Origin of the sequence: Paenibacillus daejeonensis DSM 15491 (assembly GCF_000378385.1) — a bacterium.
GTDB lineage: Bacteria > Bacillota > Bacilli > Paenibacillales > Paenibacillaceae > Paenibacillus_D > Paenibacillus_D daejeonensis.
Window position 1 is genome coordinate 290,674 of the sequence record NZ_KB899659.1, and the last position, 24,778, is coordinate 315,451.

Sequence of the window (24,778 nt, forward strand, 5' to 3'; positions counted from 1 at the left end):
GGAAATAACAGCTGTTTGGGGCTGATCACCATACGTTCAAAGGCGGGCTGAAGGATGGAGTCATTGCGCAACAATACAGGGCGGTTCAAAGAAATGATTCTGAACAACAAATTTGTGTTGTTTCTGATGATTTTACTGCTTCTGGGCTTGAATATCTTTGTGTTTCACAAGATATCATTTATATTCACACCGATCGCCGTACTGCTCAAGACCGTGCTGCTGCCCATTGTCCTGGCGGGCATCGTATACTATCTGTTAAGCCCGATTGTCGATTATCTGGAAACCCGCAAGGTACCCAGAGTCTACTCTATTCTTGTTCTATTTATCCTTATTATAGGGCTAATCACGCTTCTGCTGGTAGCGGTTATTCCGATCATTACGCATCAGGTGACCAATTTGATCGCCGAACTGCCAGGATATGCAGGCCAGATTCAGACCGAATTCCAGGAATTTTTGGACAGTGGCATTCAGAGCCAGCTTCAGCAATGGTTCGATTTTAATTCAATGGACTTGACGGGCAACATCACCGAGCGGTTAACTGCCGCGCTTGAAACAACGTGGTCGAGCATCGGTTCTATCGTCGGCGCGCTCAAGGACGTCATTCTTGCTATCGTCACCCTGCCTTTTATTCTGTTCTACCTGTTGAAAGACGGCAAGCGTCTGCCCTCGTTCATCGTTAAGTTTTTCCCAATCGCGATTCGTCCAGGCACGCTGCGTGTGATGGGTGAGATGAACCAGCAGATCAGCGGTTATATTCGCGGTCAGATTCTGGTCAGCTGCTGTATCGGAGTACTCCTCTACATCGGCTACCTGATCATTGGACTCAAATATTCGCTCGTTCTGGCTTTGATCGCTGCCTGTACGGCCGTTATACCTTACCTGGGGCCAGCGATCGCTATTACACCTGCCATGATCGTCGCACTCGTGACATCACCCTTAATGTTGATCAAAATGATCGTGATCTGGACGATTGTTCAGCTCATTGAAGGAAAGTTCATCTCCCCGCAAATTATGGGTAAGACACTGCAGGTCCATCCGATTACGATTATATTCGTCATTTTAACGGCAGGCAACCTGTTTGGGATTGTAGGCATCATCCTGGCTGTTCCCGGATACGCTGTGTTGAAGGTTATCGTCACGAACCTGTTCAACTATCTCACAACGAACTCCAGGCTGTATCGACAGGACCCTGAACCACATCTGCCTGGCGAACCACACCTGCCCAACCAGCCAAATCTGCCTAACGGGTAGAGCACATTCGCCCGACATGCATACAAGCCGAGCAGACAGCGCGCATGCGCGCTGTCTGCTCGGCTTTTTTCAATTCCATACCTATGATATGACTATACAGGCTGTTCTTCCAGATGCAAGCCTATGTCCTGGTAAATCGTGCGTTCCAGGTATTCATGCAGATAATATCGCGAGCGTACGAAGTGGTCGGCCATTTCTGGCGTCTGGTACAACTCCAGTAGCGCCTGCATGCGGGGTTTGGTCTGTTCGCGCTTTCTCCGGTTACGCTGATAGTTGTTCAGCAAGGAGCGCCATTCGGCCGAATCGCCCGGGAAGAGCTCCCAGCGGTAGAGATACTTATGAATAGCACGGGAGCGGTCGGTTGCCACTTCATACGCATGCATGACATCAATCAGCTCAGCTTCCTCCCGGTGACGCTGTACATGATCCAACACTTTCCAGATTGAATCATAATAATCTTCGATACGATAGCGTCCCAGTTCCTTCTCCAGCGTCTCCTGCGGGATGCCGTGGAAGACGCCCATAAACCTCGTCATAAAGCTGTTCGTATCTGCCTTGCGATTCCAACTGAGCTCTGCATGCAGTAGCATAGGGTACCAGGTTGACTCGAAGATCCCATAAGGCACACCCAGGCTGAACGGACCGGTCCAGTTGGTGCCAACAATACAGTCCAGATCGAGCGTCTCCGATACCTCTGCCCATTGCACCAGATTGTCAACGCGGTTCACCAGTACCGGATAATTCTGATGCTCGGCCCAGTCGAAGCTCCGGACAGACGGCCCGCCCATCACCTGGATGCCAAGTCGGCGGAACTTGTCGGTCAGCTGGCTCACATCACGGACAATGTTGCGCCCGTTATAAATCCAGATCATGGCCGCACTGCGGCGGTCCAGACGCTCCAGCTCCTCCGCTGGACATTTGTCCAACATGTCATGCCAGAAAATAGGCGTCTTCCCTCTGGCAGCAACAAAACCAATCAGCTGATTAAGAAATGCGATGAACGCCCGCTCCCGAATCCCGTCAAAGCGCTCGATACATACCGGGCATTCGCACAGGCTGTAGACCTCATCGCAGCCCAGATGCACATAACGGGCATCGGGATGGCGGTTTATTATTTCCTCCAACAACCCCGTGACCAGCTCATACGAGGCCGCTTGTGAAGGGCACAGCTCCCCTGTGGACGTCTCCGTTTCCCTCAAATGCTTGTACTGATCGTAGCGTAACACATATTCAAGATGTCCGAAGCTCTGCTGCAGCGGAATCACCTCGATGTAATATTCATGAGCCGTCTCCAGTAGCTCAGCCAGCTGTGCCGACGTCAATGCATGCTTCGGATGCACCAGCTCGGGGTACGACTGAAACGGAAATTTGTCTTCATACTCCACCAGCAGGCCGTTGATCTTGGTACGGGCAAACTCGGACAGGTAACTGATTAAGCGTTCGGGGCGTGAGTGAGTCTGGCGCAGATCATAATTCATACAGCGCAGCGCGGTGTCCGGCCAATCCGTGACCGTCAGCGGCGGCACACCGCCCTCCGTGCCCAGTTCAAGCAGCTGCAACAGCGTCTGAAGTCCGTAGAACAGACCCGCCGGGCCAGCGGATACAATACTAGCCTGTGCGGCCGTAATGTCCAGCCGATACCCCTCAGGCTGTCCTGCTGGATGTGGAGGCAGCGAGTCATCACCCGCTGCTTTTTCCACTTGATAAGCCGCTCCGTTTATGACCAGCTGCCAGCCGGAAGCACTCCGGTTCTCCTCCAGTTCCAATGCAGGAAACGCACGTGCCAGATGGCGCGAGAGCCGGGGATCGTCATGCTCCATAGCCAACCTGACTTGGGGGCGCTGGGGCAGCTGAAAACTATCACCTGTTCCATCGCTTAGATTCAACTGCCTTGGTTGAGGGATTAAAGAGATCATGGTTTACCTCCTCATGTTGTATAGTGCGTTAGAAAGCTATTGGTCATAGGCACTGGCATAATAGTAACCTGGGAAGCCAATTCTTCTCGGTTCGAAACCTGCATGCAAATGCGACGCCAGATCCTCTGATGCAAATGTAATGCTGCCTGAAGCATCGGTTGTCCCTTGCATGTAACGGCCGCCAGCAAACGTAAACCGGCCTTCGGCAAGCGCACCGGGCAGTGCGGCTCCCGTGTCATAATCGACAACCGTCAGCGTTGCTCTGAACTTGCCGGAGCTGTAGCTCATATTCAGATCCTTCACAATCAGCGGTTGCAAATGCGTATTGCCTGTCGTTGCCGTTACCTCTGCCGAAGCCGGGCCGATATTGCCCTGCAGGTCTCGGGCGGCTATTCGGTAGTAATAGGTGGTATCGGGCAGCAGTCCCTTGTCCTGATAGGTCTGACTACGAGATAGACCCGCGATGTTGGATGCACTGGGCACAAACCCCGGAGACTCGCTGCGGTACACAATGTACCGGTCGACCTCGGTGTTGTCAGTGGCCATACCATAGCGCAGGTTCACCGTCTGGTAGTCGAGAGCCGCCGCTGTTGGCGTACCGGACACCGCAGATGGCGGAGTTGTATCTGCCGGCGGCTCCCAGCCGTAACCGCCAGCGCCCCAATACGCGGGCAGCATCCGATACGAGTCATAGTGATGAACAGCAATCCCTCCAAATGCCGGGCTCGGATCAAAGGCGGTGTACACCTTATCTAGTTCCGTTTCCATATGAAGTCGGCCTTCCTCCCAGAAGGTGATCGTCTCCGGATCGCCGCTGTTGGCAATATCCAGCGTCTCCACACCGACGACGACTGAGCCCGGTTTGCCGATCAGCTCGGCATAAGCGATTTCTCCAACTGCGCCAGCAATAATACCGGCCGTACCATCTGCAGTATCACGATAGTCCATGATCGAGATGTAATCCGAGATGTCCTGGATGTGCTCAGACAACCATTTGGTTTCCCCGTTCCAAGTAATGTCTGCGCCTTGATCCGAGGTGTCGTACCATTTCGGTATGGCAGGACCAAACGGCAGATTGATGCCTGCGGCGTCCCGGCGGTCGATCAATTTTTGCAAGCCATTCAAATACTCGATCTGCAAGAACTTGCTGCTGTCCTTGAAATCGGGCGAAATATAAGGCTCGATATCCACATTGATGCCGTCAAAGCGCTCATTAGGGGCAACCGCCAAATTATAATTGACGATCTGCTCCATCTCTCGAACTGCATGATGGTGATAACGCTCATAAGCCCCCATATATGCTGGAGACGTACCACCTGCAACAAGGGCATGCACTTGCAGATTCCGGGCATGTGCCCACCGCATGAATGACTTGAGCTGCTCCACCTGCTCTTCCAGCGCCCGATGCCCCGCATAGCTTCCTACAGCCAGATATAGGGTAGTCACAGGAGCACTATCAAAGGTTGTATCTCCAATGAAACTCTCCAATACGGCCCTCGATCCGCTGTTCAGCAGCAGCTTGTAGCTCTCCGGCTCCCAGATCCACATGGCCCGGTCCTGACCAGGCATGACGAAAGGTTCAACTGTGCCGGTGCCTACCTTCGCATAGACGGTTGGACTATAGCCATAACGGCCCGGCGCATTCGTCGCCCGGGCCTCCAGGCTGAAGGTGCGGTTCCCGAGACCGGCTGTATTCCAGGCGTACGTGTAGGTTCCAGCTCCACTAGTGACAACTGGCTGCCAGGCACCACGGTTAATACGAACCTGCACCAGATTCACCGTCGTCACCGACTGTACATCGATTGCGATGTGCACCTGTCCGCTGAGCGACACGCCTTCGGCTGGACTCGTAATCGTAACAACCGGTGCAGTCGCAGCTGCATTCGTGACGTTCAGCTCGGCCTTTTCACTCCACACACCATACCGGGTTGTCGTATCGAGCCCTCTCGCGACCAGCTCCACATTCCCGTGTCGTCCAGATGTGTCGAGTGAGTACGACCAAGTGCCGGTATCCACACCTGTTGGTGTGAGCTGCGGCTCAACCTGCTCCGTTCCGTTGATATAGAGACGAATATCATACGCGTTGCTATACGTACCACTGACCAATACCGGCCCTCCAGTGGCTGTATCACCATTGGATGGACTGTCCAGTGTAAGTGAAGCTGCTGCTTGCGCCGGTGCAGGCAGCACCAGCAGTAAAGGGGAGCAGAGAAGCACTAGCATGGCTACGATCAAGGTGAGACGGCTACGCCGTCCTTTGGCGGCGTTGTCAGTTTCATTCCAGTGAAATGTAAGCCAAGTAGATGAGAAATCATATCCTTTCTTATATTTCAAGCTGACACTTGGATAGCTGCGAACCTTGACGAACATCATGAATCATCCTCTCGTTCATGGTATGCTTCCACAGGCTCAATACATGGGTACCCTCCGCCAAGCGGAGGGTACTTGGATAGCAGAATCAGTTCACCTTCAATTCGACGTTCTGCAACCTTTCGTAGGCAGTTTTGTAGGTTTCCAACAGTTTCGGCACGCCGAGATTCTCCAGCTCGGCAACATATTTGTCCCACTCCGCTAGGTCACGGGAGCCGGTCACGAACTTGGCAAAGCTCTCGTCCCGGTGCTTCTTGATCGCTTGACCGGTGAGTGAGATGACCTCATTCTCTTCCTCCGTGAACGCCGGACGCGGCTGCATATTGTCGGGATCATATTTGGCCGCTTCCGTATAGGCTCGCTGCAGGTCCTCGGAGAACAAGGACAGGTGGGCATTATAATCGATCCAGGTGTAGGTGCCGCTCGTTTGCAGACCAGTTTGCTTGCGCATTTCTGTCACATCCGTGAATTCCGGCTTGAACTTGTACGTGTCGCCTTCTTTTTCGAATGTCTCTCCCTCTACGCCCCAGCTTGTCATGATACGCCCCTCTTCAGAGTAGAAGAAATCCATATACTGCATAATGTCTTCAATCTGCTTGGACGTAGAGGCTACGGTCAACCCGCCTTCCATATAGTGAAGATAAGGGTTATGCTGCTCGACGCCTGACACGCCTGCAGGCGGTGCCATGAATTGCATGTTGTAGTTCGGCTCATCCTTTTGCATTGCATTGTTGAAGAAGTCGACGCGGCTAATATAATCAATCGTTACGAACGCTTGGCTGGTCGACATCATGTCCTGCCATTGCTTGGTCTGCAGCGACAGGAAGTCCGGCGGGATCAGACCCTCATCATAAAATTTCTTCCACATCGTAACCAGCTCTTTATAGTTATCCTGAACCGGACCATAGAGCCACTCGCCTGCATCAAAATCATAATACGCACCTTCGCCAATGCCATAGTTAACGGCCAGATTGATATTCATCTCATCTGGAATCTGACCGTAGCGGAGCGAGAGCGGATACGTGTGAGGGTATTTGGCTTTTAGTGTCTTGAGCGCGTCGTAGAGCTCATCAAACGTAGCCGGCGCCTCCAATCCCTCTGCCTCGAAGATGTCCTGACGGTAAAGCCAAATCATCCGGTTCGTTTCACCAAAGCCCTGGTTAGGGAACATGTACATCTTGCCTTCTGCTGACAATGCAGCCTTGGCTTCATCAGGATACTCTGCCATCCAGGCGGTTAGGTTCGGCATCTGATCGACATACTCGAGAATATCCACCAGAGCCCCTTGCTGACCAAACTTGTTGGACTCGCGGCGGTTCGGCATGTACATCAGATCGGGTAAATTGTTCGATGCAATGGCCAGGTTAAGCGATTCACCCAGCTTGCCTGAAGGCGTCTGCACGTCCAGTGTGACGCCCGTCTGATCTTTGAGCCATGTCCAGAATGGCCAGTCTTCGGTATATGGGAATGTAGCATTGTTATCGAGCAGCGCTGTAAACGTCTTGCTGGGCAGCTCCGCCTGCTCTGTCTGCTCATTCGTTGACTCCGGCGTGTTGCCCTCCCCTGCCGTTCCCGGTGTTGGGACATTGGTGTTGCCGTTTCCCGAGGTACAACCAGCCAGCAAGGCAACAGATAGCAGACCGGTCATCATCATTGCGTAAGGTTTTTTCATTGCTTTCTTCTCTCCCTTTACGTATTGTGGACAGCATAACCCGGCGAGCCTCCAACGGACAAGCAGGCAGGTGTTCGCCGGGGCGGGCCGTCAAGATGTAATCATCCCTTGACGGCGCCAATCATGGCCCCCTTTACAAAATACTTCTGAATAAACGGATACACGATGAGGATCGGCAGCGTCGATACCATGATGGTGGCAAACTTCAGCGACTCCTCGACGATCTGGTTATCACCTCCAATCCGTGTGACATCACCGGAGCTGACACTTCCGGCCAGGACCAGATTGCGCAGCAGCACCTGCAGCGGGAACATATCCTGCGATCGCAGATACAGCAGCGGGAATATGAAATTGTTCCACAGTCCGACCGCGTAGAACAGCGCGATCGTGGCGAATGACGCTTTGGACAGGGGAACGATGATCCGCAAGAAAATACCAATATCATTGAGTCCATCCATTCGGCCAGATTCCTCAAGCTCTCTGGGAATACCCGAGAAGAACGTCCGCATGAGAATCAGATTCCAGGTGCTGACGGCACCGGGGAGCACCATCCCCCACAAGGTATCGACCAGACCCAAGGAACGAACGACCAGAAAGGTTGGAATCATGCCACCGCTGAAGAACATGGTAAACACAATAATCATGGTCAACGGGGTGCGGAACGCCATATTCGGTCGCGACAGCGCATAAGCACCCATGGAGGTGACGACCATTGCAATTAGCGTACCAAGTACCGTATAGACCAACGTGTTCTTGTATGCGGTCCAAATTTTCGGATCACCCAGAACAATCTCATACATCTTGAAATTCAATCCCTTGGGAAAGATGGATACCTGATTCCGCATGACATAGACATCGCCGCTAAGCGATACCGCCAGCATATGGACAAAGGGATAGAGTGTAATCACCACTACGATTAGCAAAACAATGGTGCTAAAGATTTGAAACAAACTGAGCTTTTTGAACATGCGCCTCTCCCCCTTTCTTCTACCACAGGCTCGTCTCGCTGACCTTGCGGCTGATCTGGTTGGCACTATAAATAAAGATCAGGCTGATAATGCCCATGAACAAATCGATTGACGCACCGTAGCTGAAATTGCCCTGCTCCATCCCTACCCGATAGACATAGGTGCTGATGATATCCGCCGTCTCATAGATGGCGGGATTCTGCATCAGGAACACTTTCTCAAAGCCGATCTCCAGCACTTTACCAATGTTCAAAATAAGGGTGATCACGATCGCAGGAGAAATTCCGGGCAGCGTCACATGCCACAGCTTGCGCATCCGGCTGGCTCCATCAATGCTCGCTGCCTCATACAGTCGCGGGTCGACTGCCGTCAGGGCAGCCAGGTAAATAATCGTCTCCCACCCGATATGCTGCCAGATCTCGGAGAGCACGTAGACGCTGCGGAACATCTCTGGCTTCATCATGAAATTAATCGGTTCGAATCCCAGCGAGACAATGATGTTGTTAATCAATCCACCCGAAGGGGACAGGAACATGATCGCCATACTGGCCACGATGACATTGGAGATAAAATGCGGCAGATAGCTGACCGTCTGTACGAATCGTTTGAAGACAGCATTCTTTAGTTCATTAAGCAGCAGAGCCAGAATGATCGGCGCCGGGAAGCCAAAAACCAGCTTATAGAGACCCAGTAGGAATGTGTTCTTCATCAATAAAAAGAAATCGGGATTCTCCAAAAACATCCTGTAATACTTGAACCCCACCCATTTGCTATCCCACATGCCTCTGAAAAGATTGTAATCTTTGAAAGTAATGATCAGGCCGAACATCGGAAGATAGCGGAAGATGATGAAGTACAATAGACAGGGCAGGAACAGCAGCCACAAATATTTGTTGTTGTGCCACAGCCTGGCCCACTTTGACCTCCGGACTGGATTCACATTCCCCTTCCCTGCGATGTTAGGTGTTGAGCTTACTTGCGCCATACGCATGTCTCCTCGTCGTAGTTAATCGTCCTGTGTCCGTCTGACGGCGGAGGACCTTGTGAGCTGAGTATACCCGGCGCTGCAGGCAAAAATAAATCGCCACCTTGCGGGATACGTACGCAAATGGGCGATTCTCGCAAAGATGTAGATGGATGATGAAAAGTGCATATTGTCTCCGGCACGCCCCGGAGGCTATGATATACTTAATGGAAGCGATCCAACATCATGTCAATAAATATGTCGCGGGATTCTACATCTACCAGACGATCCGCCACTGACCCGGGAGGTATCACATCCATGATGAAACGCCTGCTCCGATTTCGGCTTGCCTCCAGCTCACTGTTGGCCAAGTTGGTGCTGAGCTTTCTCAGCGTTATCTTGTTGCTCGCAGTATTCAATGTGGCCAGCTATCTCTACATGCGCAACAAGCTGTACGATGAAATCGTTCGTTACAATGAGCTTGGCATTAAACAGTCCGTCGAGAATTTCGAGAACCATTTCCGGTTAATGCACAGTACCTTGATGGCCATCACCCAATCGGACAAATGGATCGCCAACATGGGCGTATTGAGCCGGGTGCAGGAAAATGGCAGGTATGACAAAATCGCTGAGGTCAAGGAAGAGCTAACCGCCCTGTATACCAATCCTTTCTTACATATCGAGAATTTCATTCTTTATTTTCAAGAGGCGGGGTATGTGCTGGAGAAGGACGGAACCAGCAGCAGCGAGGTCATGTTCGGCAAATACTACGCAAGCGATGCGTATTCTCCGGCGTTCTGGTCCGAGCAACGTTCGAATGATTACTTCTTGCAAATGCTTCCAGCAGCGCGGTTCACGGAAACGACCGTCAATACGGAACGCTCGCTCGGTTTGCTCATGCCCGTCATGGTGAAGGCTGCGCCTTATGAAGAGGTGTATTGTATTCTCATGATGAATGTGAGCAAGCTCTATCAGTCGTATGCCTATTCCGGGAATACGCCATTCTACATCCTGGACCGCGAGGGACGCACACTATATAACTCTCACGCTAGTGTCGAGGTCCGCCCGCCCGCCAGTTACATTGAAGGCAAGCATCACGAGCGGACGGGAGATCAATTTTATTTCTACGAGACAGGCGCAGCCACAGGGTTCACCTATGTACGCGTCACGCCGATTACCAGCATCACTGCCGAGATGTTGCGGCTGAATATTTTGCTGATTACCCTGCTGGCTGCAGCGATTCTAATCAGTGTCGTGACAGCTGTGCTGTTCAGCGTACGGCTGAACAATCCGATTAAACGGATCATCGACATGCTGGAGCGCAAGCAGGTCGCTGCCGCTGCTACGACTACCAACATCAAGGAATTCGCAATTATCAGCGACCGAATGAGCCATATTCTTAAGACAAATGAGAAGATCAAGCTCGATCTGGACAACAAGAATACGCTGGTCCGGCAGTATGCGTATACGAACAAAGTGAAGAATATCCCGATGAATCTCAACCTCAAGGAGCTCGATGACAGTGTTCAGGTGAATCGGCCTTACATCGGTGTCTTGTATCAGATTCAATTCAAGGAGCCGGAGCACAACTATGAGCAGGAAATTCAACTGCTGTGGCGGCTTGTGCAAAACATGCTCAAGGACGCGTCCGAGGAGCCTGTGACGCTGCAAATGGAGCATAACCAGTTGATGTCGCTATTGTTCCGACCTGGTTCGCAGCGAGAGGTGCTGCTGGTACTGGAGACGCTCAAGCAACTGTTGAAGGTCGATGATTATATGTATCTGACGATTGCCGTCAGTCCGGTCTACACTGAGGATACGGCCTTCACCGATGCGTATGCCGCCCTCTCCCAGCTGCTCAAGGAACGTCGTTTGAATGAGGAGACGCAGATTATCGTTGAGCCAAGAGCGACGCTCACCCGGTCCTTGCACTTGACGGTTTCTCAGGGCGATGAGCTGCACACCCGTCTGACGTCCGGCAGCGAATCTGCAGTTATGGAGTGGATTGATCGTCAGCTGGAACAGCTGCGTCAACAGGATGCGGCCATTGAGGACTATCTGGCGTTTGCCAAAGGCGTAGCGGAACAACTGGAGAAAACGCTGCTGCAGCTTAACATTTCATCTGAGGGTACGATACTCGGCGATCCGGCAACCTTCCGCAGACTGCGGGATTACTATTCCACCGAGCAGCACCGGAGCTGGCATCGTGAGCTGCTTGCTCCTGCACTTGAGCTGATCAGCAGCAAGCAGGAAACCAAGGACCCGGTAACCACGTTTGTCACAGCCTATCTGGATGAGCATCTGCATGAGGACATCAATCTTGACCTGGTTGCCGACAAGCTGAATATTACTCCCGGCTACTTATCCAGCTCGTTCAAAGAAAAAACCGGCACCAACTTCAGCGACTATCTAAACGACCTGCGCATTCGCAGAGCCAAGGAGCATCTGACCAACCTTGAACTGCGCATCCAGGATGTCGCGGGCCTGGTCGGATACCACAACGTCAATTCGTTCATTCGGATGTTCAAGCGCTATGCCGGCATCACCCCCGGTGAATACCGCAAGCGAAATGTGCGCTGACAGAGGAAATAAAAAGATAAAAGCGTGGTGAAAAAAGGGCCTACGGCTTGCAAATCGTTCTTACGATCGCTGTTGTTCCCAGAATTCTTGATTTGATAACCTCTATAGAGGTTGAATTCTGGGAACAAAGGCGAACGCTAAACGCTTTCTGCAAGAAAGCGACTTCGAAAGCATATGCTTTTCTCCAGAACCGATTTACACCTCTTCGGCAGGTTTTCACCAATCTTTTAAGGATTTAAGAGATAGAACTGGATGAAGAAAGGCATCCGTTCACCTGAATCCCGAGGCTCACAAAGGTGACGGACCAACTTGTCTGTAAATAAAGGTGCGTTACTGCTGGGGGTTGGCGGATTTACGACCATGCAAAGGAACAAAGGTGTGCTACTGCCGATAATTAGTGGTTTTACGGATCTGTAGGGGAAGAAAGGTGTGTTATTGACGACGGCTGGAGGTTCTACTCACCTGTAGAGGAAGAAAAGTGCGTTACTGCTGGCGGTTGACGGTTCTACTCACCTGTAGAGGAAGAAAGGTGTGTTATTACCGACGGTTGGCGGTTCTACTCACCTGTAGAGGAAGGAAGGTGTGTTACAGATACAGACTGCGGTAGGTGAATCTGCCAGGCTCCCGGCCGACTTCCAAGACTGGTGGATTGAAGGATGTCTACCTCCTCTTCATCCGATAATTCAAAAGGACCTCATTTCTCACCTAAACGTGAGTATGAGGTCCTTTTCATTGGCTTGACTTGGTATTAGTGCTTGCGCTTGTAATAGGTAATGGCCAGAGCCAGGGCGAGCACGGAACCCTTCACGATGTCCATTGCATAGTACGGAACGGACATCATGATGAGTCCGTATGAGAGAATTTGAATCAGGAGTGCGCCAAAAAAGGTGCCGAGCGCGTTGGGCTTGCCTGCTCCCAGAACCGAGTAGCCGATGAAGGCCGCCGCGACGGCATCCATCAGCATAGGGCCGCCCGAATTGACCTCGGCGACCATGACCCGTGCGCCAATCATAATTCCGCCAATCGTTGCTAACAGTGCCGAGATCAAGTAGGCGGCCAGTCGGTACCGGCTGACTGGGAGCCCGGACAGCTCGGCTGCTTCACGGTTACCGCCGATCATGTACATGTAACGACCATGCTTGGTGTATTGCAAAAAGAGATGTGTCAGCAGCACGACAACAAGCATGATGATAATAATCCATGGTACTTTGCCGATTTTGCCGAACAGCGCCGGAATCGTACCTGTCGCATAGTCCCCGCTTGGCATAATCATATTTTGCGATACCGTTGCTCCACGGGTGTAGGTGAGAGCGATGCCCTGAAAAATAAACATCGTCGCGAGGGTCATCAGCATGTCCTGAATTTTGAAGTTAATGACGAGGAAGGCATTGACCACCCCGACAACAAGACAGAACAGGATCGTTAAACCAATGCCGACACCCATTGACTGGCCGTGCCAGACAAATAGCGAAATGACAATGGCATTCGCTAGAGAAGCCGTCGAGCCGATCGACAAGTCGAACCCACCAACCGCCAGCGAGACCGTCAACCCTGTAGCTATAATAGTGCTAACTGAAACCGCCAGCAGAATGTTGATGAGTGAAGAACTGGTCAAGAAATTATCGGTAAAGATACCGAAAAACGCAATCAATAGGACGATCGTCAATAGCGTGCCGTATTTGTACATAAAATCGATGAAAGAAAACGAGTTTTTGTGCTTGGCTCGAGCCGTGGCGTTCATGCTTGTCCTCCCCCAGTGCAATAAATCATAAGTTCCTCTTCATCCGTATCATCCGAGTCCAGCTCCCGGACGATCCGGCCATCGTACATGACGTAGATCCGGTCCGTGATGCCGATAATTTCGTTCAGCTCACTGGAGGCGTAAAGGACGCTTTTGCCGCGGGCGGCCAAACCGGCAATGAGCTCAAAGATATCCTTCTTTGCCCCGACATCGACGCCCTTGGTCGGTTCATCGAAGATATACACCTCGCTGTCCGCAAGCAGCCATTTGCCGATCGCTACCTTTTGCTGGTTGCCTCCCGACAGATTGCGCACCAATGTACGCTCGCTCGGTGTTTTGATGCCAAGACGTTCGATCATCTCGGTAGCGGCCCGCTTTTCTTTGGCCGGACTGAGCCAGGCCATCGCTCTCGTGAAACGGGACAGTACGGCGGCCGTCAGATTGGTCCCTACAGGCTCGTGAACAAAAATCCCTTCCCTTCGCCTTTCTTCAGGGATTAAGGCAATCCCTTGCTTGACCGCCTGATTCGGCGAACGCAGCCGCAGCTTGCGGCCGTGCAGCGTGACTTCAGAAACGGCACCGGGACTGGCACCGAACAACGCCCGGCACAGCTCAGTCTTGCCGGCGCCGACCAGCCCCGCCAGTCCGACGACTTCGCCTTTCTTCAGGTGCAGCTGGATGTCATGAAGCATGCCCCCGTCGCTCAGTCCAGTAACCGCAAGAGCAGTCTCTCCCACAACTGGCGTCCGATCCGGGAACTGCTGCTCCATTCGCTGACCTAGCATATACTGCACAATGGTAGCTTGGTCCATATCAGAGAGCTGTCCCGTAATGACCCCCTTGCCGTCACGCATCACGGTGATATCCTCGCAGATTTCATACAGCTCAGGCAAACGATGAGAGATGAAGATGATGCCGACGCCTTCACTCTTGAGCTGGCGGACCAGTGTAAAAAGCCGGGCCGTCTCACTACTGCTCAGAGGCGCCGTCGGTTCGTCGAGAATCAGAAACCTGCAATCGACCGCAACAGCCCGGGCAATCAACACCATCTGCTTCTCTGCCAGCGTCAGCTCACTCACAAGCTTGCGTGTTGGGATCGAGATCCCCATCCGTTTCAACACTGCCCCTGCAGCTTCATGAAGCTCGCGCCAGCGGATGAATTGACGGCCGCCCATCCCATGAACCGTCTGATCGAGCATAATATTCTCGCCTACACTCAGGTAGGCGATCAACGCTGTATCTACCTCCTGGTAGACAATCTGAATACCGATTGCTTTGGCATCACGCGGCGAGCGGATCGATGCTGTAGTACCATCGACATGAATCTCGCCGACATAATGATCATAGGCGCCTGCAAGCACCTTCATGAGCGTAGACTTCCCTGCTCCGTTGGCGCCAATCAGTGCGTGCGTCCGCCCGCTGGCAGCAGCGAAATCCACATTGGACAGTGCCTGCACGCCCGGAAAAGCGATAGAGATGCTCCGCATCTCCAAACCGCCGCGAGCCGGCTCATTCATCATCATCGCTCTCCTTCCCTAAACAGGATTGGGCGCCCTTATGTCAGACATAAGAGCGCCTTTTGGTTAAATCCCGTAAGGCAGCTGCCTTACGCAGTATAGAAGGTCATGGACTCGGCAAATCTTAATTGCCAGCAGCCGCTTTCCGTTCTTTCATCCAATCTTCCTCGAAGGCATCGGTCACGCCCCAGCCTGGAATCAGGTCGGCCAGATTCACCATGTTGACCGGTTCACTGGACTGTCTCAGCGTTTCAACGTCAATGAGTGTAGCTTCAAGGCTGTATTCCGCGGGTGTTTCTTCCCCGTTCATCTTCTTGGCCAGCAAACGCATGTTGACTTGACCAATCATCATCGGATCCACTGCAGCCGTAGCAACCCAAGGGCTATTCTCTTCCTGCATCAGCTGCAGATCCGCATTGGAGACGTCGATACCGTAGATTTTGATCTCGGTCCGGCCAGCTTCCTTCAGTGCGCGGGCTGCCCCGATCGCAAATGCGTCCCATGTCGCGAAGATTGCATCAATCTCGCCTTCTGGATGCTTAGTCAGCATGGCTGCAACTGCATTCTGTGTCTGTACGGACACATCACCAGCTGCTGTTCCGAAACGCTCAACCTCCGACCAGCCCGGGTTCTGAGACAGCATGTCCTGGAACACCGCATTCCGGCGCACCATTGGCGGGAAGCCGTCTACCCAGAGGTATACGATCTTCGCATCATCGCCTTGCTCTTCAGCCAGACGATCCAGCGCCAATTGAGCGAGTGATTCATCGTTTTGCGAAGTCAGCGTGACGCCTTCAATCGCAGCCAGCTCAGGTGTTGAGTCAAAGGCAACAACAGGCACACCATTGTCGGACAGCTTCTGAACTGCTTCGACTGTAGCCGGGTCATCACCATGCGAGATGATAATGCCGTCATAATCTCCTGCGGTCGCTTGTGCGATCGCGTCATGGAACTTGGTCGTTTCGCCATTGGCCGAGAACGTATCGACTTTGTAGCCGAGCGCCTCGCCTTCCTTCTTGGCACCTGCCAGATATTGTGCAGTATGGTCGTCTCCACCGATTTTGCGGATGACCATGACTCGTTTTTCATCATCTTCTGTGTTACTAGCCGCGCCATTGTTGGCCGGTGCATTGGCATTGGTTCCCCCATCGGTTCCAGCGGTGTTGTTGTTTGGGCCAGCTTGTCCACAGCCAGTCACGATCAAGACGACCGCCAACAGCAGCATGGCCAGCTTCTGATACGTTGCTTGCTTCATTGCTCTTTCTCTCTCCTTTAATTAAAAAACTCTCACTAATACTAGTAATCCTATAGGATATACAGAGAATCGTCAACTCATTTTTGCCTGAACTTCGCCAAGCTCCTGCAGCCGACAATTTCCGCCAGTACCTCCTGCCATTCGACACCTTATCTTACCAAAAATCCGATGCTTTGGGAATAGCTTGCGACCCCCTGGTGAGGTCAACACAAAAAGCCGGGTCCCGTGCCTTGAAAGGCAGGTCCCGGCTTAAAACGCACACGAATTTTAGCTAATTGTCGTTGTCTGGTTGCGGTCGCCAATTCGAACATCAATCGTTAGCTGCTCCTCATTTCTAACTACGGTCAGCTTGAGCTCGCCGCCTACTTGGGCGGACTGAATCAATTCCGTCAGATCTGTGGTGCTGCCGATCGCTTCTCCATTGGCTTCGATAATAATGTCGCCCGGCTGCAATCCTGCCTGTGCGGCGGGATCTCCCTCTTGTACGAAGGCTACGCCCACGCCTTCATCGTCCGACAGTCCCAGATTCCCTCTCATCTGAGGGGTAAGATCCTGCAGGCTCACACCAATATAAGGCGATGGAATCGGCTGATCGTTCAGCAGATTATCAAGCACGGACTTGATGGTGCTCGTCGGTATGGCGAATCCGATGCCCTGGGCGTCGCTGCTCACTGCCGTATTAATTCCGATCACTTGACCTTTCATGTTGAGCAGAGGTCCGCCAGAGTTGCCGGGATTGATCGCCGTATCGGTCTGCAGCAAATGCTTGTAATTGCGCGTTCCTTCCTGATCCGGAATGGTGATCGAGCGTTCGCTTGCACTCAACACACCTGTGGTTACTGTGTAATCAAGATCATACGGATTGCCGATGGCCACGACCCATTCGCCGATTTTCATCTGATCCGATTCGCCCAGCTCCAGGTAAGGGAATGCTGTCTCCCCTTCGATCTTGAGCACGGCCAGATCCAGCTCATAGCTGCTCCCCACCACCTGAGCTACAAAGGGTTCATCATAGCCCTGCAGCGTTACTTTGACCTGCTCCGCCCCATGAATAACATGTTCGTTGGTCAGAATGTAGCCTTCCGGATCAAATACAAACCCCGTTCCCAGCCCACTCTCGACCAAATCCCCGCCTTCACTGCTTCCACCTTGCATGCCATACCAGCCAAACCCGCTGTTGCTTGCTCTCGATTCCGCTCCAATCCGCACCACTGCCGGTCCGGCCTGCTCGGCAATATCGGCAACCGAGCCCGTCCCACTCGGGGACGAATAGGAGACGTTCTCCACCCTTGGGCTGTTGGCGCCCTGAACCGGAGTCGAATCTCCGGTGAACAGATTATAGTGGTCAGAGGCAAACATCAAACTGCCAATCAGCAGCGCACCAGCCATGAAAGCCGGGAAAATGCCTCGCCCGCGCTGGCCGCGATCAGAGCCTGAGGGTCTCCGTTTGACGGCCTCCAGCTCCTGATTGTTATCTGAAGACGGAATAACCTCATACACGGTTCTTTCCTCTGCGCGATCATGTTGGCTGTGTGTGCTGTAATCATCATTTCTATAACGGTTATCCATGTTCTATCCCTCCGTATTGGGTTCGTTGTGTCGTTCGATGTACTTATCGTAACGTCCACGCCTGAAACCAATCTGAAAGGAAGCTTATGTGAAATTAAATGTTTGCTGAAAAGAAGCTTAAAAACCCCGCCTGCGCCGAGCTGTCGGACACAAGCGGGGTCATGCGTGCTACGCGTCTACAATTAATCCAAGCAGTGGTGCAAAAGCAATCGCCTGGGCAGGAGAAATCTTGCACCCGCGTAAATCGCCAGGTTCAGCATCGATTGCGTCAAATTCGCAGGAGCTCAAATCCAGGCCAGCCAGCTTGACACCTGTTAGCTGGATTTGATCCACATTAGAGCGGGTAATCGACACTTCCTGGAACGAAGCCTGATAGGCATCAGCATTCATCATTGCACATTGGTCGAAGCTTACGCGTTTCAAGTCTGCATACCTCATATTCATGTACCGCATGTCACAATTTTCAAAGCTCACCTGCCGCAGCGTAGCTTCCGACAACTCAAGCCCCATCAGCTTGCAGTCCCGAAACAATACACGGTGCATAATAGCATTGCTCAAATCAAGGTTGGACAGATCGCAATGCTCAAAGATGACATCGACCCATTCGCTCTCATCCACCCGATATGCAGTAGCATCGACATGGCGGAAATGAAAGGAATCGATCGTCATCTTCCCTTGCAGCCTGGCCTCCAATCGTTCATGACTTATGGACCCCTTGTCCACATAGCCATCCTCGTTCAGACGCTCCACCAACTCTGCTGCCGTATATACAGCGAGCTGATCGGGCAGCCTCGGTTTATCATGCTTGGTCATCGCTTTGTTCCCCCTTGCCGGTTACCTGTATCAACTGATCCCGCTGCCAAGTATACCATGTTTCGGTGGCTTCGGCTGTATGATCCTCAGTAAAAGCAATGAGTAACTCCCCTTCCGTGACGGCCAAACGCGCCATAGATCGCTGCCCACCCAGGGCTTCTGTGGCTATACGCTGGCTCATCTCCGGCCCTTGCTCACCATTTCGGACAAGCACCATATCTGGAGTTGATAGGTGGAGGCCTGGCAACACAATTGCAAACATCGCCTCGCGATCTTCAGTTGCTGGAGCCAGTTGTCCACTGCCCCACGCCTCGAACCCTCCGAGCCCACCTGACTCTTGATCATGAATCAGAAACAGCTGGCGCCCCGGCCCGTTGCCGAACATGTCAATGCTGGAAATCACCTCATAAGAACCGCTGCCCGGCCCTGGAAGCCTAATCCCGTAAGGAGTCACTGCTGAATGTGCACCTTTCTCATTACTCAGCAATTCTTCTGCCACATCTTGTATAACAAACTTCTCTCCTTGCCAGCTCAGGACACCCGTCAGCCTTCGAGGAAGCAGCTCTGTTGCAGGCTCTGCCTCATATACGCGCATGACCAGTTCTTGTTCCGCAGCCTCGCCTAGCACCACTTCTCCCAGCTCCAGCCACTCATCACTTGCTCCACCCTGTTCCAATGGGTGGAAATAAGGGGTGAATTGAAGCTTTACCGGTTCTACAAAATCCTCGTGGACATTCAACGCGTCATCCCTGGCCTGGATCTGCTGAGTCCTGGGTTCACCGGATTCGCTCGTCCCTTCATGAACTCCGCATCCCGCTGCCAGCACCAGAGCGGCTAATCCTATTTGAAGTGTTCTCTTCATTAACTCGCACCCCCGTCTCTCCATACCTTATAGACGAGTTATGCAATGAATCCGTTTAATCTCTGGTCGTAGTCACTGATTCCTCTTCCGGTAGTTTGGTCTTGCTCATACCTGGGACCTCTCGGGGCTTATACTCGATAAGCTCGCTGGAATAGACCGTGACATACATCTTGCCATGGATTGACAGCGCCTTAATCAGCACCGGCTGATTATAATCATTGCGGAAGCTGAAGTCCGGTCCTCCCCAGCTGACCGTCGCATCCCGGCCAGCAAGCACGTACGGCACGCGTTTGCTGTGGGAATAACGTTCGATGATCGTCAAGCCCGCCCGATCAACAGCATTATACAACGTGGATGAGACCTGACAGATGCCACCTCCCACGCCTTCTGACAGCTCGCCTCTGACAATGATTGGCGCTTCCTTATATCCTCTATCCCTGGTGCGTATACCAACCGTCCGGTTAAAGGAGAACAACTCTCCGGGAAAAACAACAGCTCCGTCGATCGCCTTGGCGGCCAAATCGATGTTATGGGAGCGTTTGGCATTGCGTGAATTGAAATACGTCGCGTAATAACCGATCGGCTTCTCACGTATGGCAGCCAGCAGCTCGCGGTCCACGCGAGGGTAGGCCTTGACGATTGGGGTCGGAACGATCTGACCATGGTCGCCTTCCCGATAATAATGAGCAGCAAACCTCTTATAGAAGTGTCCGACGTCCAGTACCGTTCCCACGCGTTCCGAGCGAATTGAGCCATCCGGTGCAATTCGGGCATTCTCGGCCGCTACATACACCCGCTCTGCAATGCTTCCCATCAATTTGTCCAGCTTGGCGACGTCCAGCATGTGCAACCCGGGCAACGAATAATCCGCTTCTTTGATTTCGATCAATTGGCCGTCCGGTAGTTCGAGCTGCCACTCCTCCGAAGGCACAGCATAAGGATTCAATGTCGTCAATGTTACATGTAACATTAGTACGGCAAGCCACCCCAACATGTCATTCACTCCTGTCGCTTGCAAGCGCGTGTCGCGCCGCAGGATTCCAATGTTGGTATTATGATCCACCCGGCGCAATCTATACAGGTGAAGAGAACACGATGACGCTTGAAATATAGAAAAACAGCCCCATCAGCTGGGCTGACGGGGCTGGCATTTCATCAGGAGTTCGTTTAACGAACCTCCATTTTAATTTCTTCGGTGGCAGCATCGAATGAGATATGAAGATCTCTGTTATCGAGATACCATAACTGATCCTGCTCCATATAGAAGTGGACGCCTTCGACCTGCGTCTCGACACCCGGCTCACGGGGTTCGTCTCTCATAATGCCAAGGGATAGACCTGGCAATACGCTGCCACAGCCACCCAATCGCACAAACAAACGCAAATGATCGCCTTCCATCAGCGCCATTTCTTCTTTATACCAGTTCGCGGCTTTCTCTTCCACCTGCAGCTTCATCAGATCCCGCTCCCTTCGTTCGCCTCTTGTGACCATCTCTAGCGTTCATCCTTAGCCACTTCTGTCCACGGTTGTCTTGCTGCGATGTCTTCAGTATAGCACAACTGCTGCCGCAAGCCTACGACACGGAGAAGCCTGACACGATTGTACCGCTGGACGAGAATGCAGGGCAGGTTGGCAGCCACCAGCCATACGGCCACGATAACCATCCCGCCCCAGCTATTCCACAAGCCAAAGAGCGGCAGCGCCAGCAGCATCCCCCAATGCGTCCATTCGCCGCGCCGGGTTTCCCTTACAAAACGTTCCATATACTCGGGCTCGCGTGAAGTCAGCACAGCCTTGGCGAAGCCGCCTTTAAACCATGCTCCGCCATCAGGGAGCCGATCCTTCCAACGCCGGATCTGCAGCAGCCGCTCATATAGCTGACCGCCATACTCCAGGCTCCGAGGCGCCGTTAGCCATGATTCGTTCGCGAACCAGCGATCAGGCAGCCGAATGGCCACCCAGGCAGCCGTCATGTGGATGATCGTCAGACTAACCCCGTTCAACAGCCATGGCAAGGAGGCCTCGCCTTCAGCGAACATCGATCGTTCTCCCCTTCCAGCTGACTCTGCGCACAATATAAGAGCGCAGCACCGCATAGCCGAACAAGCCGAAGAAAAAACTTAAAAACAGCGGGTACAATAGCGCCGTGTACCAGCGGAAGGTTCCAAGCCGCCTAGCTGTCAACGCAACGGAGGCGACTCCAGCGAAGTAAGCGACGATAGCCATGCCCACCTCAACCTGCCCTTGGCTGCCCACCTGTAGCACTAGATCCGACAGTCGCATGGCGCAACCAAGGAGTGCAGACAGCCAGGCAATGGCCAGTAGCAAGTACACGGGGTGGGCCGCCCCCGCCCCGAGCGCGATACTTTTTGCCCACCCGTTCATCAGTTCCTTCCAGCCAGCCGGATACATCCGAAACCGCAGGAGGTCCGGAACGATTGCACTACTGACAGCTAGCCCTTCCCCGCGAAACCGTTCCCCCAGCTTCAGGTGCTCCAGCACCTCCCCGCGAACCGCGCGATGACCATCGACTGCGCTATAATCGCTCTTCCAGCATGCAGCACATGGTCCAAAAGCAGTACGTCGCCCCGGCAGCCAACTCATGGCTCCGCTTCCTGCTACCAGCACAGTATTGAAAAACACGGACCATTGTTCCCTGAAGGAAGGCGTCTCGTGGTACGGCTGCAGTGTGACCAGCCCGCCCCGCAACCGGAGCAGCTGCCCCATTCGTTCTACAAAGTCGGATGAAGGTCTCGTATCTGCATCGAGGAAGATAAACCAGCTGCCGCTAGCTACAGACGCGCCGTTCCAGCAAGCCCACGATTTGCCGAGCCAGCCATATGGCAGCGGCGGAGCTTCAACCACATGCGCGCCATAAGCGTCAGCTACTTTCGCCGTTTCATCAGTCGAGCCGTCGTCCACAACGATGATCTCTACCCGCGAGTTCTCATGGATCCTGAGCAGCGGTAACAGTGTCCGCAAGTTATCTGCTTCGTTTCTCGCCGGAATAATGATGGACGCAGGGGGCATTAACGGCTGTAATTCTGCAGCTATGAAGTGGTTAACGGATGCACGGGACGAAGCAAGACTTGTCAAACCCGAGCAGCCGAGCAGAAGAAATCCCAGTCCCGTCCCCACCACTTGCAGCAGTCCTATCCAGTCTATCATGTCTGTTGATCCTCCTTTGTGAGGTTGTTCACCTGCACGGTGTGCGAGAGCTTCAATTTTTTGTCAATACGGTGGTATGCCGCGCAGGTCATGCGTGCAGAATGGATAATACAATCCGTCTCTCGCAAAATGTACTAGACAGTATCGACAAATTCCGAAGCTTCGAATCAGGAGGATGCTATGAAAGCAAAAAAAATCGTCGTTGTGGGCGCCGGTATCGCCGGAATGTCAGCAGCAATCCGGTTGCGGGCCGACGGACACGACGTCACCGTGCTTGAGAAAAATGAGCGGGCCGGAGGCAAGTTAAACATTCGTCAGGGCAAAGGCTATCGTTTTGACACCGGACCATCGATCTTGACGATGCCGTGGGTATTGGAGCAGCTGTTCGCCTCAGCAGGACGCAAGCTCTCGGACTACCTGCAGTTGGTAAGAGTTGAGCCGCAGTGGCGGGCGATGTATGGCGATGGATCGATCATTGACTTGTTGGGCGACCTGCCAGCCATGCTGGAGCAGATTGGTGAATTGTCTCCACGAGACCAACAGCAGTTCATCCCCTACCTGAACTATTGCCGCAAACAATACGAGCTCAGTACAAAAAGCTTCTATAGCCGCAGTCTTGCCGGTCTGCCGGACCTGCGTCAGCAGCACAGTCTCAAGGAGCTGCTGGCGATGGACCCGCTCAAAACCATGGCACAGATGACGGAGCAATACCTGGAGCATCCGAAGCTGCGTCAGCTCTTCAACTTCCTGATCATGTACGTAGGCTCATCGCCCTATGCCGCTCCAGCCGTGTTATCGCAGCTGATCTACGTTCAGATGGGGCTGGGCATTTATTATGTGAACGGCGGAATGTATAATATCGCCCGGGCCATGCTGCAACTGCTGGATGAGCTGGGCGTTGAGGTGCGGACATCCTGCGAAGTAAGCGAGGTCATCATTGAGAATGGCCGTGCTGCAGGTGTTGTCGCTGGCAATGAAACCATCCGGGCTGACGCCGTCGTCAGCAACCTGGAGGCGATTCCTGCCCACCAGACGATCCTCTCCGGACATTCCCAGAGCTCCCGTATGGTGAAGCGTCTGGAGAAATACGAGCCCACGGTCTCGGGCCACGTCATGCTCCTCGGGGTTGATCGGACGTATGAGAATTTCAAGCATCACAATTTTGTGTTTGCCGATAACGCCCAGCTTGAGTTCGATGAGCTGTTCACCAAGAAACGGCCGGCTGCTGATCCTACCATTTATGTCGGAATCTCTTCCAAAACCGATGCTTCTCAAGCGCCTGCAGGCAAAGAGAATTGGTTCGTGCTCACCCATGTTCCGCCGCTGACCCCGGGTGAAAGCTGGGAACGCTGGCGCGTCCCTTATCGTGATCTGGTGCTCGACAAACTGGAGCGGCTTGGCGCTGCCGGCTTGCGCCAGCATATCGAATGGGAGCACACGTTTATCCCGGACGATCTACAGTCTCTGTACGGCGCCAATGGCGGCTCGATTTATGGCACGGTGACGGATCGCAAGCTCAATGGCGGTTTCAAAATTCCACAGCGGAGTCCGATGCTGAACAATCTATACTTTGTCGGCGGGTCTACTCATCCCGGTGGCGGTGTGCCAATGGTCGCGCTCAGCGGTCAATTTGCTGCTGATCTGATTCGGGACGATTTGGCCAAGCAAGCCGTCATTTAAATGTAAGATCAACACAGATAGCCCCGGCAGAACGTCACACAGACGTTTCTGACCGGGGCTATGTTGTCTACAAGGTTATGCTCGTTGGCCCATCGCTTGCTCAATCTTGCCGATTAGACGCTCCAATTCAATCGGCTTCGTATCGAAATCATCGCAGCCCGCTTCGAGCGCTCTCGTCTGATCGGAAGCCATGGCGTGAGCGGTTAGTGCAATGATTGGGATATGGAGCGTTGCCGGATCGGATTTAATTCGGCGTGTGGCCTCCAAGCCATCGAGCACAGGCAAGCTCAGGTCCATTAGTATTAACTCTGGCTGGCGGGAAATCGCCAGATCCACGCCCTGCTGCCCGTCTTCTGCCACAATAATCTCATATCCGCGGCGCTGCAGGCGCCGGGATAGCATGTTGCTGTTCATCTCGTTGTCTTCCACGAGCAGAATCGTGTGCATGGTGT

At 53.0% G+C, this 24,778-nt stretch carries 19 protein-coding genes; 3 read left to right on the forward strand and 16 right to left on the reverse strand.

Going from position 1 to position 24,778, the window contains the following annotated elements; genetic code table 11:
* The first annotated feature begins 54 nt into the window (after positions 1-54).
* On the forward strand, positions 55-1,251 hold the full coding sequence (locus F556_RS0101320) for an AI-2E family transporter (RefSeq protein ID WP_020615076.1): 1,197 nt from the start codon (positions 55-57) through the stop codon (positions 1,249-1,251).
* Between the two features lie 92 nt (positions 1,252-1,343).
* On the opposite strand, the gene F556_RS0101325 is transcribed toward F556_RS0101320, so the two are convergent.
* From F556_RS0101325 to F556_RS0101345, 5 genes are all read right to left on the reverse strand, one after another.
* Complete coding sequence (locus F556_RS0101325) at positions 1,344-3,167, reverse strand: glycoside hydrolase family 20 zincin-like fold domain-containing protein (RefSeq protein WP_020615077.1); 1,824 nt, start codon at positions 3,165-3,167, stop codon at positions 1,344-1,346.
* A gap of 36 nt (positions 3,168-3,203) precedes the next feature.
* Positions 3,204-5,540 (reverse strand): Ig-like domain-containing protein, encoded by a 2,337-nt coding sequence (locus F556_RS0101330; protein WP_157272579.1) that lies wholly within the window; start codon positions 5,538-5,540, stop codon positions 3,204-3,206.
* A gap of 85 nt (positions 5,541-5,625) precedes the next feature.
* Positions 5,626-7,209, reverse strand: coding sequence for an extracellular solute-binding protein (locus F556_RS0101335; RefSeq protein WP_020615079.1), 1,584 nt, complete (start codon positions 7,207-7,209; stop codon positions 5,626-5,628).
* A 101-nt stretch (positions 7,210-7,310) separates the two neighbouring features.
* Entirely contained in the window at positions 7,311-8,177 is an 867-nt protein-coding gene (locus F556_RS0101340) for a carbohydrate ABC transporter permease (RefSeq protein ID WP_020615080.1), read from the reverse strand.
* Between the two features lie 19 nt (positions 8,178-8,196).
* Positions 8,197-9,162, reverse strand: coding sequence for an ABC transporter permease (locus tag F556_RS0101345; RefSeq protein WP_020615081.1), 966 nt, complete (start codon positions 9,160-9,162; stop codon positions 8,197-8,199).
* A gap of 297 nt (positions 9,163-9,459) precedes the next feature.
* Between F556_RS0101345 and F556_RS0101355 the strand changes: the two genes are divergently transcribed.
* The gene (locus tag F556_RS0101355; RefSeq protein WP_020615083.1) at positions 9,460-11,721 is read left to right on the forward strand and encodes a helix-turn-helix domain-containing protein; all 2,262 of its coding nucleotides are present in this window, start codon (positions 9,460-9,462) and stop codon (positions 11,719-11,721) included.
* A 748-nt stretch (positions 11,722-12,469) separates the two neighbouring features.
* On the opposite strand, the gene F556_RS0101360 is transcribed toward F556_RS0101355, so the two are convergent.
* The 10 genes from F556_RS0101360 to F556_RS0101405 form a co-directional block, all read right to left on the reverse strand.
* Complete coding sequence (locus F556_RS0101360; RefSeq protein ID WP_020615084.1) at positions 12,470-13,462, reverse strand: ABC transporter permease; 993 nt, start codon at positions 13,460-13,462, stop codon at positions 12,470-12,472.
* Positions 13,459-14,982: a sugar ABC transporter ATP-binding protein gene (locus F556_RS0101365; RefSeq protein WP_020615085.1), complete on the reverse strand. Its 1,524-nt coding sequence runs from the start codon at positions 14,980-14,982 to the stop codon at positions 13,459-13,461. The genes F556_RS0101360 and F556_RS0101365 overlap by 4 nt, the downstream gene beginning before the upstream one ends.
* Before the next feature lie 121 nt (positions 14,983-15,103).
* Positions 15,104-16,234 (reverse strand): sugar ABC transporter substrate-binding protein, encoded by a 1,131-nt coding sequence (locus F556_RS0101370; protein ID WP_020615086.1) that lies wholly within the window; start codon positions 16,232-16,234, stop codon positions 15,104-15,106.
* 267 nt (positions 16,235-16,501) lie between these two features.
* Complete coding sequence (locus F556_RS33045) at positions 16,502-17,803, reverse strand: S1C family serine protease (protein ID WP_020615087.1); 1,302 nt, start codon at positions 17,801-17,803, stop codon at positions 16,502-16,504.
* Positions 17,804-17,971: 168 nt separating this feature from the next.
* Positions 17,972-18,616 carry a pentapeptide repeat-containing protein gene (locus tag F556_RS33050; protein WP_020615088.1) on the reverse strand — a complete coding sequence of 215 codons (645 nt, stop codon included), beginning with the start codon at positions 18,614-18,616 and terminating at the stop codon, positions 17,972-17,974.
* A complete protein-coding gene (locus F556_RS0101385; RefSeq protein WP_020615089.1) occupies positions 18,603-19,478 on the reverse strand; it encodes a hypothetical protein in 876 nt (291 codons plus the stop codon). Before F556_RS0101385 ends, F556_RS33050 begins: the two co-directional genes overlap by 14 nt.
* A 55-nt stretch (positions 19,479-19,533) precedes the next feature.
* Positions 19,534-20,448 (reverse strand): VanW family protein, encoded by a 915-nt coding sequence (locus F556_RS0101390; protein WP_157272580.1) that lies wholly within the window; start codon positions 20,446-20,448, stop codon positions 19,534-19,536.
* A 197-nt stretch (positions 20,449-20,645) separates the two neighbouring features.
* On the reverse strand, positions 20,646-20,969 hold the full coding sequence (locus F556_RS0101395; protein ID WP_020615091.1) for a HesB/YadR/YfhF family protein: 324 nt from the start codon (positions 20,967-20,969) through the stop codon (positions 20,646-20,648).
* A gap of 2 nt (positions 20,970-20,971) precedes the next feature.
* Positions 20,972-21,517, reverse strand: a complete 546-nt coding sequence (locus F556_RS33055) for a glycosyl-4,4'-diaponeurosporenoate acyltransferase CrtO family protein (protein WP_020615092.1) — start codon at positions 21,515-21,517, stop codon at positions 20,972-20,974.
* Positions 21,507-22,646 (reverse strand): glycosyltransferase family 2 protein, encoded by a 1,140-nt coding sequence (locus F556_RS0101405; protein WP_020615093.1) that lies wholly within the window; start codon positions 22,644-22,646, stop codon positions 21,507-21,509. Before F556_RS0101405 ends, F556_RS33055 begins: the two co-directional genes overlap by 11 nt.
* A gap of 180 nt (positions 22,647-22,826) precedes the next feature.
* Between F556_RS0101405 and F556_RS0101410 the strand changes: the two genes are divergently transcribed.
* Entirely contained in the window at positions 22,827-24,326 is a 1,500-nt protein-coding gene (locus F556_RS0101410) for a phytoene desaturase family protein (RefSeq protein WP_020615094.1), read from the forward strand.
* Between the two features lie 75 nt (positions 24,327-24,401).
* On the opposite strand, the gene F556_RS0101415 is transcribed toward F556_RS0101410, so the two are convergent.
* The gene (locus tag F556_RS0101415) at positions 24,402-24,773 is read right to left on the reverse strand and encodes a response regulator (protein ID WP_020615095.1); all 372 of its coding nucleotides are present in this window, start codon (positions 24,771-24,773) and stop codon (positions 24,402-24,404) included.
* Positions 24,774-24,778: the final 5 nt, after the last annotated feature.

What these genes read in the sequence shown, in the direction of transcription:
- F556_RS0101320 (WP_020615076.1), top strand. Translation starts at nt 55, where the DNA reads ATGGAGTCATTGCGCAACAATACAGGGCGGTTCAAAGAAATGATTCTG.
- F556_RS0101325 (WP_020615077.1), bottom strand. Translation starts at nt 3,167, where the DNA reads ATGATCTCTTTAATCCCTCAACCAAGGCAGTTGAATCTAAGCGATGGA.
- F556_RS0101330 (WP_157272579.1), bottom strand. Translation starts at nt 5,540, where the DNA reads ATGATGTTCGTCAAGGTTCGCAGCTATCCAAGTGTCAGCTTGAAATAT.
- F556_RS0101335 (WP_020615079.1), bottom strand. Translation starts at nt 7,209, where the DNA reads ATGAAAAAACCTTACGCAATGATGATGACCGGTCTGCTATCTGTTGCC.
- F556_RS0101340 (WP_020615080.1), bottom strand. Translation starts at nt 8,177, where the DNA reads ATGTTCAAAAAGCTCAGTTTGTTTCAAATCTTTAGCACCATTGTTTTG.
- F556_RS0101345 (WP_020615081.1), bottom strand. Translation starts at nt 9,162, where the DNA reads ATGGCGCAAGTAAGCTCAACACCTAACATCGCAGGGAAGGGGAATGTG.
- F556_RS0101355 (WP_020615083.1), top strand. Translation starts at nt 9,460, where the DNA reads ATGATGAAACGCCTGCTCCGATTTCGGCTTGCCTCCAGCTCACTGTTG.
- F556_RS0101360 (WP_020615084.1), bottom strand. Translation starts at nt 13,462, where the DNA reads ATGAACGCCACGGCTCGAGCCAAGCACAAAAACTCGTTTTCTTTCATC.
- F556_RS0101365 (WP_020615085.1), bottom strand. Translation starts at nt 14,982, where the DNA reads ATGATGAATGAGCCGGCTCGCGGCGGTTTGGAGATGCGGAGCATCTCT.
- F556_RS0101370 (WP_020615086.1), bottom strand. Translation starts at nt 16,234, where the DNA reads ATGAAGCAAGCAACGTATCAGAAGCTGGCCATGCTGCTGTTGGCGGTC.
- F556_RS33045 (WP_020615087.1), bottom strand. Translation starts at nt 17,803, where the DNA reads ATGGATAACCGTTATAGAAATGATGATTACAGCACACACAGCCAACAT.
- F556_RS33050 (WP_020615088.1), bottom strand. Translation starts at nt 18,616, where the DNA reads ATGACCAAGCATGATAAACCGAGGCTGCCCGATCAGCTCGCTGTATAT.
- F556_RS0101385 (WP_020615089.1), bottom strand. Translation starts at nt 19,478, where the DNA reads ATGAAGAGAACACTTCAAATAGGATTAGCCGCTCTGGTGCTGGCAGCG.
- F556_RS0101390 (WP_157272580.1), bottom strand. Translation starts at nt 20,448, where the DNA reads ATGTTACATGTAACATTGACGACATTGAATCCTTATGCTGTGCCTTCG.
- F556_RS0101395 (WP_020615091.1), bottom strand. Translation starts at nt 20,969, where the DNA reads ATGGTCACAAGAGGCGAACGAAGGGAGCGGGATCTGATGAAGCTGCAG.
- F556_RS33055 (WP_020615092.1), bottom strand. Translation starts at nt 21,517, where the DNA reads ATGTTCGCTGAAGGCGAGGCCTCCTTGCCATGGCTGTTGAACGGGGTT.
- F556_RS0101405 (WP_020615093.1), bottom strand. Translation starts at nt 22,646, where the DNA reads ATGATAGACTGGATAGGACTGCTGCAAGTGGTGGGGACGGGACTGGGA.
- F556_RS0101410 (WP_020615094.1), top strand. Translation starts at nt 22,827, where the DNA reads ATGAAAGCAAAAAAAATCGTCGTTGTGGGCGCCGGTATCGCCGGAATG.
- F556_RS0101415 (WP_020615095.1), bottom strand. Translation starts at nt 24,773, where the DNA reads ATGCACACGATTCTGCTCGTGGAAGACAACGAGATGAACAGCAACATG.